Origin of the sequence: Streptomyces sp. NBC_01275, assembly GCF_026340655.1 — a bacterium.
GTDB lineage: Bacteria > Actinomycetota > Actinomycetes > Streptomycetales > Streptomycetaceae > Streptomyces.
This window is the reverse complement of sequence record NZ_JAPEOZ010000001.1, coordinates 4,737,027-4,751,210: the sequence shown is the minus strand read 5'-3', so window position 1 is coordinate 4,751,210 and position 14,184 is coordinate 4,737,027. Positions and strand designations below refer to the sequence as shown.

The window sequence follows — 14,184 nt, the reverse complement described above, 5'->3', positions numbered from 1 at the left end:
TGGTTTCACGTGGAACCAAGGCGCCCTACGCATGCCGCGGGCCCATCGGGCCCCCGGGAGTGCCTCCTGTCCGCATTAGGCACCCCCGCCTCTCCGCCGTCGAACGGGTATGCGTCATAATTGCTTGTGAATGTGAACGCGTTCACAAGCGTGTCCCTTTGCTCCGCTGTTGCGTGTGACACAAGGGGCAAACTGCCGCAGTACACGGCGACGTAAGGAGAGTGACGACGTGGACCTGGCTTTGGCGCCGGAGACACTGGCGCGCTGGCAGTTCGGCATCACCACCGTCTACCACTTCCTTTTCGTCCCCCTGACGATCTCGCTCGCGGCTCTCACCGCCGGGCTGCAGACCGCCTGGGTGCGCACGGAGAAGGAGAAGTACCTCAGGGCGACGAAGTTCTGGGGCAAGCTCTTCCTGATCAACATCGCGATGGGCGTCGTCACCGGCATCGTGCAGGAGTTCCAGTTCGGCATGAACTGGTCGGACTACTCGCGATTCGTCGGCGACGTCTTCGGCGCCCCGCTCGCCTTCGAGGCGCTCATCGCCTTCTTCTTCGAGTCCACCTTCATCGGGCTGTGGATCTTCGGCTGGGACAAACTGCCGAAGAAGATCCATCTGGCCTGCATCTGGATGGTCTCCATCGGCACGATCCTGTCGGCCTACTTCATCCTCGCGGCCAACTCGTGGATGCAGCACCCCGTCGGCTACCGGATCAACAAGGCGAAGGGCCGGGCCGAGCTCACCGACTTCTGGGCCGTGCTGACCCAGAACACCGCGCTCACCCAGGTCTTCCACACCCTCTCGGCGGCCTTCCTGACCGGCGGGGCGTTCATGGTCGGGATCGCGGCCTTCCACCTGTTCCGCAAGAAGCACGTCCCCGTGATGAAGACCTCGCTGCGGCTGGGCCTGATCACCGTGGTCATCGCCGGCATGCTCACCGCGATCAGCGGCGACACCCTCGGCAAGGTCATGTTCAAGCAGCAGCCGATGAAGATGGCCGCCGCCGAGGCACTGTGGGACGGCGAGGCGCCCGCACCCTTCTCGGTCTTCGCCTACGGCGACGTGGAGAAGGGCCACAACAAGGTGGCCATAGAGATCCCGGGACTGCTGTCCTTCCTCGCCAACGACGACTTCAGCTCGTACGTCCCCGGCATCAACGACGTCAACAAGGCCGAGCAGGAGAAGTACGGTCCCGGCGACTACCGGCCCAACATCCCCGTCGCCTACTGGGGCTTCCGCTGGATGATCGGCTTCGGCATGTCGTCGTTCGCCGTCGGGCTGGCCGGACTCTGGCTCACCCGCAAGAAGTTCCTGCTGCCTCAGCACCTGCGCGTCGGCGACGACGAGGTGCCCCACCTGGTCCTGTTCAGGAACAAGGCGCTCAGCCCCAAGCTCTCCAAGCTGTACTGGCTGGCGGCGATCTGGACCCTGGGCTTCCCGCTGATCGCCAACTCCTGGGGCTGGATCTTCACCGAGATGGGCCGCCAGCCCTGGGTCGTCTACGGCGTCCTGCAGACCCGCGACGCGGTCTCCCCCGGCGTCTCCCAGGGCGAGGTCCTCACCTCGATGATCGTCTTCACGGCCCTGTACGCGATCCTCGCCGTCGTCGAGGTCAAGCTGCTGGCGAAGTACGTGAAGGCCGGCCCGCCCGAGCTCACCGAGGCCGACCTCAACCCGCCCACGAAGATCGGCGGCGACCCCCGGGACGCCGACAAGCCGATGGCCTTCTCGTACTAGGCCGAGGGAGCTGCACAGTCATGGAACTGCACGACGTCTGGTTCGTCCTGATCGCCTTCCTCTGGATCGGCTACTTCTTCCTGGAAGGCTTCGATTTCGGGGTCGGCGTCCTCACCAAGCTGCTCGCCCGCGACCGGCCCGAGCGACGGGTGCTCATCAACACCATCGGGCCCGTCTGGGACGGCAACGAGGTGTGGCTGCTCTCGGCCGGCGGCGCGACCTTCGCCGCCTTCCCCGAGTGGTACGCCACGCTCTTCTCCGGCTTCTACCTGCCCCTGCTTCTCATCCTGGTCTGCCTGATCGTGCGGGGCGTCGCCTTCGAGTACCGCGTGAAGCGGCCCGAGGAGAACTGGCAGCGCAACTGGGAGCACGCGATCTTCTGGACCTCGCTCCTCCCCGCGTTCCTCTGGGGTGTCGCGTTCGGCAACATCGTGCACGGAGTGAAGATCGACCGGAACTTCGAGTACGTCGGCGACCTCTGGGACCTGCTCAACCCGTACGCGCTGCTCGGCGGCCTGGTGACCCTGACCCTGTTCACCTTCCACGGTGCGGTGTTCACGGCCCTCAAGACCGTCGGCGACATCCGGGAACGGGCCCGGAAGCTGGCCCTCAAGGTGGGTCTCGCGACCGCCGTCCTGGCGCTGGTCTTCCTGTCCTGGACGCAGGTCGACAGCGGTGACGCCAAGAGCCTGGTCGCGCTGGCCGTGGCGGTCGTCGCCCTGGTCGCAGCCCTCGTGGCGAACCAACTGGGGCGTGAGGGCTGGTCGTTCGCCTTCTCCGGGGTCACCGTCGTCGCCGCCGTGACGATGCTCTTCCTGACGCTCTTCCCGAACGTCATGCCGTCCTCGCTCAACGAGGACTGGAGCCTCACGGTGACCAACGCCTCGTCGAGCCCGTACACCCTGAAGATCATGACCTGGTGCGCGGGCATCGCCGCGCCGCTCGTGATGCTTTACCAGGGGTGGACGTACTGGGTGTTCCGCAAGCGGATCGGTACGCAGCACCTCGCCGAGACTGCGCACTGAGTCCGAGGTGGGGCATGTTTCACGTGAAACATGCCCCTTGAGAAGAGGGTGTGTTTCACGTGAAACCGATCGACCCGCGTCTGCTCCGATACGCCCGCGCCACCCGCCTCTTCCTCGTGGCGGTCGTCGGTCTGGGAGCCGTCGGGGCGGCGCTGGTCATCGCGCAGGCGATGCTCATCGCCGAGGCGGTGGTCGGCGCCTTCCAGCACCGGATGTCGGTCGCCGAACTGCGCACTCCCCTGCTGCTGTTGGTCGCTGTGGCGATCGGCCGTGGCCTCGTCTCCTGGCTCACCGAGCTCGCCGCGCACCGCGCGAGCGCAGCGGTGAAGTCGGAGCTGCGGGGGCGGCTGCTGGAGCGGGCCACGGCGTTGGGGCCGGGATGGCTGAGCGGGCAGCGGACCGGTTCGCTGGTCGCCCTCGCCACCCGGGGCGTGGACGCCCTCGACGACTACTTCTCGCGCTATCTGCCGCAGTTGGGGCTGGCGGTGGTGGTGCCGGTGGCGGTACTGGCGCGGATCGTGACCGAGGATTGGGTGTCCGCCGCGATCATCGTCGGCACCCTGCCGCTGATCCCGGTCTTCATGGTGCTGATCGGCTGGGCCACCCAGTCGCGGATGGACCGTCAGTGGCAGCTCCTGTCCCGGCTGTCCGGGCACTTCCTGGACGTGGTCGCCGGGCTGCCCACGCTGAAGGTGTTCGGGCGGGCCAAGGCGCAGGCCGAGTCGATCCGGCGCATCACGGGCGAGTACCGGCAGGCGACCATGCGGACGCTGCGGATCGCCTTTATCTCGTCGTTCGCATTGGAGCTGCTGTCGACGCTCTCGGTGGCCCTGGTCGCCGTGACGATCGGCATGCGGCTCGTGCACGGCGAGATGGACCTGTACATCGGTCTGGTCATCCTCGTGCTCGCGCCCGAGGCGTACCTGCCGCTGCGCCAGGTCGGAGCGCAGTACCACGCGGCCGCCGAGGGACTCGCCGCGGCCGAGGAGATCTTCGCCGTGCTGGAGACCCCGGTGTCGGCATCGGGCACGGCCGTGGTCCCGGAGGGCGGTCTGGCCTTCGAGAACGTGACCGTCCGCTACCCCGGCCGCTCGGCCGACGCCGTCTCGCAGGTGTCCTTCGCCGTCGAGCCGGGGGAGACCGTCGCGCTCGTCGGACCCAGCGGCGTGGGCAAGTCGACCCTGCTGTACGCCCTGCTGGGGTTCGTGCGGCCGACCGAGGGCCGGGTCAGGGTCGGGGGAGCCGACCTCGCCGACATCGATCTGGCGCAGTGGCGGGCCCGGATCGCATGGGTTCCACAGCGGCCGCATCTCTACGCCGGGACGATCGCCGAGAACGTACGGCTGGCGCGTCCCGATGCCGACGACGTGGCCGTGCGCCGTGCGCTGGCGGACGCGGGTGCGCTGAAGTTCGTGGACGCCCTGCCCGTGGGGGCCGACACCGTGCTGGGGGAGGACGGTACCGGGCTGTCCGCGGGGCAGCGGCAAAGGCTCGCGCTGGCCCGGGCGTTCCTCGCGGACCGGCCGGTGCTGCTGCTGGACGAGCCGACGGCCGCGCTCGACGGGGAGACCGAGGCGGAGGTCGTGGCGGCCGTACGGCGGCTGGCGGCGGGGCGGACGGTCCTGCTGGTGGTGCACCGGCCGGCGCTGCTGGGCGTGGCGGACCGCGTGGTGCGGCTGGCGGAGGCCGAGACGCACCACCCGGTGGCGGTCGCGCCCAAGGACGGTCCCGCTTCGCAGGAGGAGGCGGCCGACTACGTCGAGAGCGAGCCCGGGGCGCGGATCGCCGCGACCGGTGGCAGCGTTCTCGCCCGGGTCCGTGCCATGGCCGGCGCCCGGCGGGGCCGGCTGGCCCTTGCGCTGCTGCTGGGCAGCCTGGCCCTGGGCAGCGCCGTCGGGCTCATGGCCACCTCCGGGTGGCTCATCTCGCGGGCCTCGCAGCAGCCGCCGGTGCTGTATCTGATGGTGGCGGTGACGGCGACCCGGGCCTTCGGTATCGGGCGGGCCGTGTTCCGGTACGCCGAGCGGCTCGTGTCGCACGATGCCGTGCTGCGGATGCTGGCCGACACCCGGGTCGCCGTGTTCCGGCGGCTGGAGCGGCTGGCGCCCGCCGGACTGCGCACGACCCGCCGGGGCGACCTGCTGACGCGGTTGGTCGCCGACGTGGACGCGCTGCAGGACTACTGGCTGCGCTGGTTGCTGCCTGTCTCCGCCGCCGTCGTCGTCTCGGCCGGGTCCGTCGCCTTCACGGCGTGGCTGCTGCCCGAGGCCGGGGCGGTGCTCGCGGCCGGACTGCTGGCGGCCGGGGCGGGCGTCCCGTTGGTCACCTCCGCCGTGGCGCGCCGGGCCGAGCGCCGGCTCGCCCCCGCCCGAGGCGTGCTCGCCACCCGCACGGCCGACCTGCTCACCGGCACCGCCGAGCTGACCGTCGCGGGTGCGCTGCCCGCGCGTACCGCCGAGGTGCGCGCGGCCGACTCCGTGCTCACCCGGATCGCCTCGCGCACCGCCACCGCGACCGCCCTCGGCGACGGGCTCACGGCGCTGATCTCCGGGCTCACCGTCGCGGCCGCCGCCCTCGTGGCCGCCCAGGCGGTCGCCGACGGGCGGTTGAGCGGCGTGACGACGGCCGTGGTGGTGCTCACTCCGCTGGCCGCCTTCGAGGCCGTCCTGGGGCTGCCGCTGGCCGCGCAGTACCGCCAGCGGGTGCGCCGGAGCGCCGAGCGCGTGTACGAGGTGCTGGACTCCCCCGAGCCGGTCCGTGAACCGGAGCATCCTCGGCAGGCGCCCGCGTCGCCGTTCCCGCTCGTCGTCAAGGGGCTGTCCGCCCGGCACGAGGGGCAGGACCGGGACGCGCTCGCCGGGGTCGACCTCACCCTGGCACAGGGCCGCCGGATCGCGGTCGTGGGCGCTTCCGGTTCCGGCAAGACGACGCTCGCGCAGGTGCTGCTGCGGTTCCTGGACGCGGGCGCGGGCTCGTACACGCTGGGCGGGGTGGACACGTACGCCCTGGCCGGCGACGACGTACGGCGGCTCGTCGGGCTGTGCGCGCAGGACGCGCATCTCTTCGACAGCTCGGTGCGCGAGAACCTGCTGCTGGCGAGGAAGGGCGCGAGCGAGGACGAACTGAGGGACGCGCTGACGCGGGCCCGGCTGCTGGAGTGGGCCGACTCCCTGCCCGACGGGCTCGACACGCTCGTCGGCGAGCACGGGGCCCGGCTGTCCGGCGGACAGCGGCAGCGGCTCGCGCTGGCCCGCGCGCTGCTCGCCGACTTCCCCGTGCTGGTCCTCGACGAGCCCGCCGAGCACCTTGACCTGCCTACCGCCGACGCGCTCACCGCGGACCTGCTGGCCGCCACGGAAGGCCGGACGACGCTGCTGATCACCCACCGGCTCGCCGGTCTCGAGGCGGTGGACGAGGTGGTCGTGCTGGACGCGGGCCGTGTCGTGCAGCGCGGCTCGTACGCGGAACTGGCCGCCGTTCAGGGACCGCTGCGCGCGATGGTCGAACGGGAGGAAGCGGCGGAGGCGCTGGTCGGGGCGTGAAGGGATGGAGGGGGCGCAGGGGATGGAGGGGGCGCGTGGACCGGCGGCGGGATGAAGCTGAAGGCCACGCTGGAGCGGATCTCGCGAGCGGTGGATCGACGGGTCGGTCGCCGTCACCACCGCGCTGCTGTCCGGCGGGGACGCCGACGACGCCCTTCAGGTGGTCGACGAACGAGCCCGCGGACCGTCCGGATCGGTCGCCGGGATCGTGCTGCTGCCCGCAGACGACGGCGGCCTGGAGATCGTCGCCGTGGCCGCCGACGAGCCGTCGGCCCTGCTGGACCAGAGGTCATCCCGGCGAAGAGCGAGATCGTCGCCGGACTCTTCGACGGACAGTCGCTGTTCGTCGAGGACGCGGCCACGGACCCGGACCCGTTCAGCCCGGCCGGGCGGCGCTTCGGGTCGATCACGGTGCTGCCCCTGCCGAGCGACGGGCGTGTCCTGGGCATCCTCGTCACGCCCCGCCGGGGGAGCCGCCGTTCACCGACGGCCGGGCGTGCGTCTGACCGTCGCGGACGACGGCGTGGGCATCCCCGACGGCGGCCGGCGCAGCGGGCTGCGGAACCTGGAGCGGCGTGCGGAGTCCCTGGGCGGGGACAGCCGGCGCGGTCCGGGCATCGGTGTGGACGGCGCGGGCACGACGGTGGATTGGCAGGCACCCGTACTGACCTGGTGCCGTACTGATCGGGTGTCGTACTGACATGGTCCCGCACTGACGGGAACCGGAGCCGTACCGACCGGGCGCTGGACCATTGGAGGCGGCCGGTCCCCCAGGTGTACGTCTCCAACAGGACGGGCCGGGCGGGCCGGTACACGATCGCTGACATGCGCTCACCTCGCCGTCACCCCTTGCTCGTTCCGGCTCTGCTGTGCGCGGCGGCGGTGCTCGCGGCCCGGCCCACGACCGCCGACGGTGAGGCGGGCGACGGTCCCGACGCGGCCACGGAGCTCAGCGCCCAGGTGGCGCGGCTGTACGAGGACGCGGCGGTGGCCACCCAGCGGTACGAGGCGGGCCGGCGCCAGGCGGAGGCACGGCAGGGGCGGGCCCGGCGGCTGGAGGAACTCCTGGGCCGCGAACGGCAGGAGATCGCGGTGCTGCACGAGGACCTGGGCCGGATCGCCCGGGCCCAGTACCGCAGCGGGGGCGGGCTGCCGGTCGCCGCGCAGCTGGTCCTGGCGCACAGCCCGGACGAGCTGATGCGCGCTCAGCACGTCTTCTCCCAGGCCGATCTGGCCGTGGACAACGCGATCGGCAAGAGTCGGCGGGCCGAGGCGCGGCTGGCCGAGGACGAGTCGAAGGCCACCGCGGCCTGGCAGGCGGTGGAGCGGCGCAACGTCGAACTCGCCTCCCTGAAGAAGGACATCGAAGACAAGCTCGAAGAAGCGCGATGGCAGTTGCAGGGGCAGGCGGACGCCTCGGTCGCCGCGGGCTCCTGCCGTGGCGCGGTACGGCTCGACCAGCCCCCGGCGCACTTCACGGCCGACTGGGTCACGCCGGTGGAGACGTACGCCCTGTCCGCGGGCTTCGGCAGCGGGGGCGAGCGGTGGGCGCACCGGCACACCGGGCAGGACTTCGCGGTGCCCATCGGGACGCCGGTGCGGGCGGTGGGCGCGGGCCGGGTGGTGCGGGTGTCGTGCGGGGGCGCGTTCGGCATCGAGGTCGTGATCCAGCACGCCGACGGTTACTGGACGCAGTACGCCCATCTGGCCGCCGTCACCGTCGACCAGGGCGACCGGGTGACCCCCGGCCAGTGGATCGGCCAGTCGGGCACCTCGGGCAACTCCACCGGGCCGCACCTCCACTTCGAGGTACGGGTCACGCCCGCGCTGGGCTCGGCGGTGGACCCGGTGCCCTGGCTCGCGGCCCGCGGGGCGCCCGTCGCCTAGGCGGGACCACAGGCGCTGCCAGGGGGGAACTACCCGCGCTCGGCGAGCAGCTTCTCGATGACGACGGCGACGCCGTCCTCGTTGTTGGCGACGGTCTGCCCCGAGGCCGCCGCGATCACGTCCGGGTGTGCGTTGCCCATCGCGTACGACCGGCCCGCCCAGGTGAGCATCTCGACGTCGTTCGGCATGTCCCCGAAGGCGACGACCTCCGCGGGGGAGATGCCCCGCTCCGCACAGCACAGCGCGAGCGTGCTGGCTTTGGAGACGTCGGGGCCGCTGATCTCCAGCAGGGCGCTGGGGCTGGAGCGGGTGACGGTGGCGCGGTCGCCGATGGCCAGCCGCGCCGTGGCGAGGAAGGCGTCGGGGTCGAGCGTGGGGTGGAACGCGAGGATCTTCAGCACCGGCTCCCCCGCCCCGGGCGCGTCCGGCGCCAGCAGCCGCTCGGCCGACGCGAGGCTGTCGGGGATCTCCAGGTGCAGCTTCGGATACGCCGGCTCCTGGTAGAAGCCGTACGTCTGCTCCACCGCGTACACCGTGCCGGGCGCCGCCTCCCGCAGCAGGCGTACGGCGTCCAGCGCGTTGTCCCGCTCCAGCTCGCGCACCTTCACGAACCGGTGGCTGCCGGGGCCGCCGTGCAGGTCGACCACCGCGGCCCCGTTGCCGCAGATCGCCAGGCCGTGCCCGTGGACATGGTCGCTGACGACGTCCATCCAGCGGGCCGGGCGGCCTGTGACGAAGAAGACCTCGATGCCCGCCTCCTCGGCGGCTGCGAGGGCGGCGACCGTGCGCGGCGACACCGACTTGTCGTCGCGCAGCAGAGTGCCGTCGAGATCGGTGGCGATCAGCCGCGGCGGGAGGGCGGCGGCCGGGGTCTCGGGCTGTCGAGTCGCTGAGGTCACCGGGCCATTCTCGCGTATGGGCCCGGACGACCGTGCGAGAGCCCGCCCACAGGGGCCCGAGGTCGGTCAGCGGAGCTGGGCCGGGGCCTCCATGGCGATCCGCTCGAAGAGCTTCTCGTCCGCGGCGAAGTCGGAGTCCGGGATGGGCCAGTGGACCACGAGCTCCGTGAAGCCGAGCTCCCGGTGGCGGCCCGCGAAGTCGACGAAGGCGTCCAGCGACTCCAGCGGGCGGCCGCGGTCCGGGGTGAACCCGGTGAGCAGGATCTTGTCCAGCTCGGCCACGTCCCGGCCGAGGACCGCGCAGGCGTCGGTGAGCTTCTCGACCTGGTCGCGCAGGGCCTGGACCGACTGCTCGGGGGTGCCGTTCTCGTACAGCCTGGGGTCGCCGGTGGTCACCCACGCCTGCCCGTGCCGCGCCGCGAGCCGCAGTCCGCGCGGACCGGTCGCGGCGATGGCGAAGGGGAGTCGCGGACGCTGCGCGCAGCCGGGGATGTTGCGTGCCTCGTGCGCCGCGTAGTAGTCGCCCTCGTACGACACGGAGTCCTCCGTGAGCAGCCGGTCGAGCAGTGGCACGAACTCGGCGAACCGCTCGGCCCGCTCGCGCGGGGTCCAGGGCTCCTGGCCGAGGGCGGTGGCGTCGAAGCCGGTGCCGCCCGCGCCGATGCCCAGGGTCACCCGGCCGCCGGAGATGTCGTCCAGGGAGATCAGATCCTTGGCGAGGGTCACCGGGTGCCGGAAGTTCGGCGAGGTCACCAGCGTGCCCAGGCGGATCCGGTCGGTGACGGCCGCGGCGGCGGTCAGCGTCGGGACGGCCCCGAACCACGGGCCGTCGCGGAAGCTGCGCCAGGACAGGTGGTCGTAGGTGTACGCGGTGTGGAAGCCGAGCTGTTCGGCACGTGTCCAGGCCGAACGGCCGCCCTCGTGCCAGCGGCGGTACGGAAGGATCACGGTGCTCAGACGCAGACTCATGTCATCGAGCGTATGCGGCCGACCGTGTTTCACGTGAAACAGTCACCGCACGCGTCCGGCGAGCCACGGAGTGAGCAGGACCGAGATGAACTCCTTGTGCACGCGATCGCCGGGCAAGGGCACCATCAGGAAGCTGCTCGGCGGAAAGCGGCGGGTCTTGACCCAGGCGTGGCTCTCGTAGAGGGAGCGCAGGAAGGCGGGCACGTCGTCGCGGGCGATGTCGGGGCACTGGACCCCGTCGACACTGATCAGGGCGTCGTCGTCCGGGTAGAGCTGCACGCTCACGCTCGGTCGGCCGCCCAGCTCGACGTATGCCTCGTGGGGCAGGGAGCCGTCCGGATCGGTGGTCACGCCGACTCCCGCGGCGGTGCGGCGGGAGGTCTGGTCGGCGCCGATGTCGTGGGTGACCTCGATCTCGAGCCCGTACTCGGTGGCGATGGCGCGGAGGGCGGTGACGGCGGCCTCGGTGCTGGGGAGGTGGTCCATACCGACGATCATGCCGAACGAGCGCTCAGTGCGACTCGGGGAACCGTAGATACCCGGGCGGCACGGCCTTCGTCAGCCACACGCCGTTCGCGCTGACGTGGAAGACGTGGCCGTCGCGGTGCATGGCTCCGGCGTCCACGGAGAGGACGACGGGTCGGCCGCGGCGGGCGCCGACCCGGGTCGCGGTCTCGCGGTCGGCCGAGAGATGCACGTCGTGCCGGTTCATCGGCCGCAGGCCCTCGGCGCGGATCGCGTCCAGGGAGCGGGCGACGGTCCCGTGGTAGAGGTACGACGGCGGGGTCGCCGGGGGGAGGCCCAGGTCGACGTCGATGCTGTGGCCCTGGCTGGCGCGGATCCGGGTGCCGTCGACGGCGAAGCGCTTCTTGTCGTTGGCGGCGACCACATGGTCCAGTTCGTCCCGGGTGAAGGGGAACCCGTGCGCCGTGGCCGCCGCGATCAGCGTGTCGATCTCGACCCAGCCGGCCTCGTCGAGGGCGAGACCGATGCGCTCGGGCTGGTGCCGCAGGTGCTTCGAGAGGTACTTCGACACCTTCACCGTACGTTTTTCGGATGTGTCTCTTTCATTTTTGTCTCTTTGGTTCATCCCCTCAGGATGGCGGGAGAGACGTGGATCACGCATATGATTTTGGGTCCGAGGTTTGATCCACAACCAACTGTAGTTATCCACAGGTTAATTGGCGATTCTGTGGACAACTTCCTGACGCCTCAGCCCCGTTCGCCAAGATCATGTGACTGACCATGAGTTGAGGCAAGGCAGTTCAACACGCCGTCCTGCACGTTCCGTTCGCGGATCTCACAGGGGTGGCTCCGCTCGGGCCAGCGCGCGCAACGCCCGCGGCAGGAACCGCGACAGGGCATACGCGCCCCGCGCCTCCGGAGTGACCGGAACCACCGCCTCGTTGCGCGCGACCGCGCGCAGAATCGCGTCAGCGACCTTCTCCGGCGGGTAGTTGCGCAGCCCGTACACGCGCGTGGAGCGTCTCTGCCGGCGCTGTTCCTCCTCCGCGTCCACGCCCACGAAAGTCGCCGTGGACGTGATGTTGGTGTTCACCAGACCGGGGCAGATCGCCGTCACGCCGATGCCCTGGCCGGCCAGTTCGGCGCGCAGGCACTCGCTCAGCATCAGGACCGCCGCCTTGGAAGTGCTGTAGGCGGGCAGGGATTTGGAGGGCTGAAAGGCGGCCGCCGAGGCCAGGTTGACGATGTGGCCGCCCTGGCCGCGCTCGGCCATCCGCCCGCCGAAGATCCGGCAACCGTGGATGACACCCCACAAGTTGACGTCCAGGACCCTGCGCCAGTCGTCGGGCGTGGTGTCGAAGAAGGAGCCCGACAGACCTATCCCCGCGTTGTTCACCAGCACGTCCACCACACCGTGCTCGGCGTGCACCTTCGCCGCCAGTTTCTCCATCGCCTGCTCGTCGGAGACGTCCACCGCCTCCGCCCACGCCCCCTGCGCGCCGATCAGAAGGGACATCTCGGCGGTGCGGGCCGCGCTCTCCGCGTCCCGGTCGACGGCGACCACCCGCGCGCCCGCCTCGGCGAACGCGAACGCCGTGGCCCGCCCGATGCCGCTGCCCGCGCCGGTGACCAGCACGAGCTGCCCGCCGAAACGGTCGGCATGACGGCCGGTGGCCCGCCGCTCGGGCCGTCCGCCCTCGACCGACGTGACGAACTCCGTGATCCAGGAGGCGAGCTGGTCGGGACGGGTGCGCGGGACCCAGTGCCGGGCAGGCAGCGTGCGCCGGGTCAACTGCGGAACCCACTGCTCCAGTTCGTCGTACAGCCGCTCCGACAGAAACATGTCCCCCAGGGGGGTGATGAGCTGCACGGGCGTGTGCGCATGTGCGTCCGCGCGCGGGCGGCGCAGCCGGGTCCGTACGTTGTCCCGGTACAGCCAGGCTCCGTTGGCCGCGTCCGACGGCAGCGACGACGTCGGATAGCCGCTGTCGGGCACCTTCTCGATCCGCCGCAGCAGCCGGGGCCAGACCTTGCCGAGGGGCCCGCGCCAGGCGAGTTCGGGCAGGGCGGGCGTGTGCAGCAGATACACGTACCAGGACTTGGCCCCCTGACCGAGGAGTTGGCCGACCCGGCGCGGAGTGGGCCGCTTCAGCCGCGTGTCGATCCAGTGGCCGAAGTGGTCCAGGGACGGGCCGGACATCGAGGTGAAGGACGCGATCCTGCCCTCGGTGCGCGCCACGGTGACGAACTCCCAGGACTGCACCGAGCCCCAGTCGTGCCCCACCAGGTGCACCGGCCGGTCCGGGCTGACCGCGTCGAGGACCGCGAGGAAGTCGTCCGTCAGCTTCTCCAGGGTGAACCCGCCCCGCAACGGCTTCGGCGCGCTGGAGCGGCCATGGCCCCGGACGTCGTACAGCACCACGTGGAAACGGCCGGCCAGCCGGGCGGCGACCTTGGACCACACCTCCTTGCTGTCCGGGTAGCCGTGCACCAGGACGACCGTCGGCCGCTCTGGGTCCCCCAGTTCGGCCACGCACAGTTCGATTCCGCCCGTGCTCACCCAGCGCTCGCGCGCGCCTTCCGGCATCGTCACTTCGCCCCCGCCTTCGTCTCAGCCGTCGCTTGCGCCCAGCGCGTCACATGCGGCAGATCGTCGTCCAGCCAGAAGGCGCTCTGTTCGGGGTCCTTGGAGTCGGTGACGACCAGGATCTCCTCGAACTTCGCGCCCGTGCCCCGGAATCCGAGATGGGGCTCGACCGCCCACAGGCCCGGCCGCGGCGGATGGTCGGAGAAGCGGTACGGCGACCACAAGGGCGACCAGCCCTCTCGGTGGCCGTGCAGCGCGTCGGACGCCAGGCCCTTGAGGGACTGCGTCCCGAACCCGAACAGGCGCGGCGAGAAACGGCGTTCCCGCACCCGGTCGACCTTGTGCGCGATCACGCCGAAGGGGTACGCGCGGTGCCGGTTGGCGTAGCCCTGGCGGATCATGAGGCGGTCGACGTCCTCGTAGATCTCGCGCAGCGACCGCCGTGCGCGCACCTCGCGCAGGATCAGCTCCCGATGCGCCTCCAGATCGGCCGCCAGCTTCTCCTGGACCGGGTGGGCGCCGAGCGCGCCCGAGTAGCCGATGTCCGCCGTGTACCCCTCGAACACCGGGGCCAGGTCCAGGATGTACGGCATCCCCGGTTCGAGCCGGCGGCCGGTCGGGAAGAACTGCAGCGGAACGCGGAAGTCCGTGAACGCCGTGCGGTCCCCGAACCAGGCGAACGGCAGATGGAACCAGTCGCGCACGCCCCGCTCGCGCAGCCACTCCCGCAGCATCCGCGCCGCCTCGCGCTCCGTCACCCCCGGCTCCAGACGGGCCGCCACCGCCTCGGCGCACTCATAGGCGAGGCGCTGCACCCGCCTGAATCCCCGCAGTTCAGCGGAGAGTTCGCGTGTCACTGCCGTCGTCATGCCACCTCGTCCCACCGGTCCGCGCCGACTGCGGTACGTGTCCGTAACCTGACCCCGCCCGAATCTGGCACTTGTTAGAGAAAGCGTCAATAGGGCGGAGCGGGACCCGGCCCGCGACCCGGCCCGCGACCTGGCCGACGACCGGCCCGCGCCCCGGGATGCGACCTGGGGTAGAGCCCGCCCGTAGCTCTCAGGCACGGGAT

At 71.3% G+C, this 14,184-nt stretch carries 10 protein-coding genes and 1 pseudogene; 5 read left to right on the top strand and 6 right to left on the bottom strand.

Annotated elements, in window-relative coordinates; all coding sequences use genetic code 11:
• Nucleotides 1-229 precede the first annotated feature (229 nt).
• The 5 genes and pseudogenes from OG562_RS20920 (at nucleotide 230) to OG562_RS20900 (ending at nucleotide 8,192) form a co-directional block, all read left to right on the top strand.
• Nucleotides 230-1,738 carry a cytochrome ubiquinol oxidase subunit I gene (locus tag OG562_RS20920; protein ID WP_266399966.1) on the top strand — a complete coding sequence of 503 codons (1,509 nt, stop codon included), beginning with the start codon at nucleotides 230-232 and terminating at the stop codon, nucleotides 1,736-1,738.
• A gap of 20 nt (nucleotides 1,739-1,758) precedes the next feature.
• A complete protein-coding gene (gene cydB / locus OG562_RS20915; RefSeq protein WP_266399965.1) occupies nucleotides 1,759-2,763 on the top strand; it encodes a cytochrome d ubiquinol oxidase subunit II in 1,005 nt (334 codons plus the stop codon).
• A gap of 59 nt (nucleotides 2,764-2,822) precedes the next feature.
• Nucleotides 2,823-6,305 carry a thiol reductant ABC exporter subunit CydD gene (gene cydD / locus OG562_RS20910; RefSeq protein WP_266399963.1) on the top strand — a complete coding sequence of 1,161 codons (3,483 nt, stop codon included), beginning with the start codon at nucleotides 2,823-2,825 and terminating at the stop codon, nucleotides 6,303-6,305.
• An 82-nt stretch (nucleotides 6,306-6,387) separates the two neighbouring features.
• A pseudogene (locus OG562_RS20905) lies at nucleotides 6,388-7,005 on the top strand (hypothetical protein); the annotation flags it as partial.
• 125 nt (nucleotides 7,006-7,130) lie between these two features.
• Nucleotides 7,131-8,192 (top strand): M23 family metallopeptidase, encoded by a 1,062-nt coding sequence (locus OG562_RS20900; RefSeq protein WP_266399962.1) that lies wholly within the window; start codon nucleotides 7,131-7,133, stop codon nucleotides 8,190-8,192.
• Between the two features lie 29 nt (nucleotides 8,193-8,221).
• On the opposite strand, the gene OG562_RS20895 is transcribed toward OG562_RS20900, so the two are convergent.
• The 6 genes from OG562_RS20895 to OG562_RS20870 all read right to left on the bottom strand — a co-directional run bounded on the left by OG562_RS20895 (nucleotide 8,222) and on the right by OG562_RS20870 (nucleotide 13,981).
• A complete protein-coding gene (locus tag OG562_RS20895) occupies nucleotides 8,222-9,091 on the bottom strand; it encodes a Cof-type HAD-IIB family hydrolase (protein WP_266399960.1) in 870 nt (289 codons plus the stop codon).
• 66 nt (nucleotides 9,092-9,157) lie between these two features.
• Nucleotides 9,158-10,060: an LLM class flavin-dependent oxidoreductase gene (locus OG562_RS20890; RefSeq protein ID WP_266399958.1), complete on the bottom strand. Its 903-nt coding sequence runs from the start codon at nucleotides 10,058-10,060 to the stop codon at nucleotides 9,158-9,160.
• A gap of 42 nt (nucleotides 10,061-10,102) precedes the next feature.
• Nucleotides 10,103-10,546, bottom strand: a complete 444-nt coding sequence (locus tag OG562_RS20885; protein ID WP_266399956.1) for a hypothetical protein — start codon at nucleotides 10,544-10,546, stop codon at nucleotides 10,103-10,105.
• A gap of 25 nt (nucleotides 10,547-10,571) precedes the next feature.
• A complete protein-coding gene (locus tag OG562_RS20880) occupies nucleotides 10,572-11,150 on the bottom strand; it encodes an RNA 2'-phosphotransferase (RefSeq protein WP_266399953.1) in 579 nt (192 codons plus the stop codon).
• Between the two features lie 210 nt (nucleotides 11,151-11,360).
• The gene (locus OG562_RS20875; RefSeq protein ID WP_266399950.1) at nucleotides 11,361-13,118 is read right to left on the bottom strand and encodes an SDR family oxidoreductase; all 1,758 of its coding nucleotides are present in this window, start codon (nucleotides 13,116-13,118) and stop codon (nucleotides 11,361-11,363) included.
• Nucleotides 13,115-13,981, bottom strand: a complete 867-nt coding sequence (locus OG562_RS20870) for a M24 family metallopeptidase (protein ID WP_266399947.1) — start codon at nucleotides 13,979-13,981, stop codon at nucleotides 13,115-13,117. Before OG562_RS20870 ends, OG562_RS20875 begins: the two co-directional genes overlap by 4 nt.
• Nucleotides 13,982-14,184 lie beyond the last annotated feature (203 nt).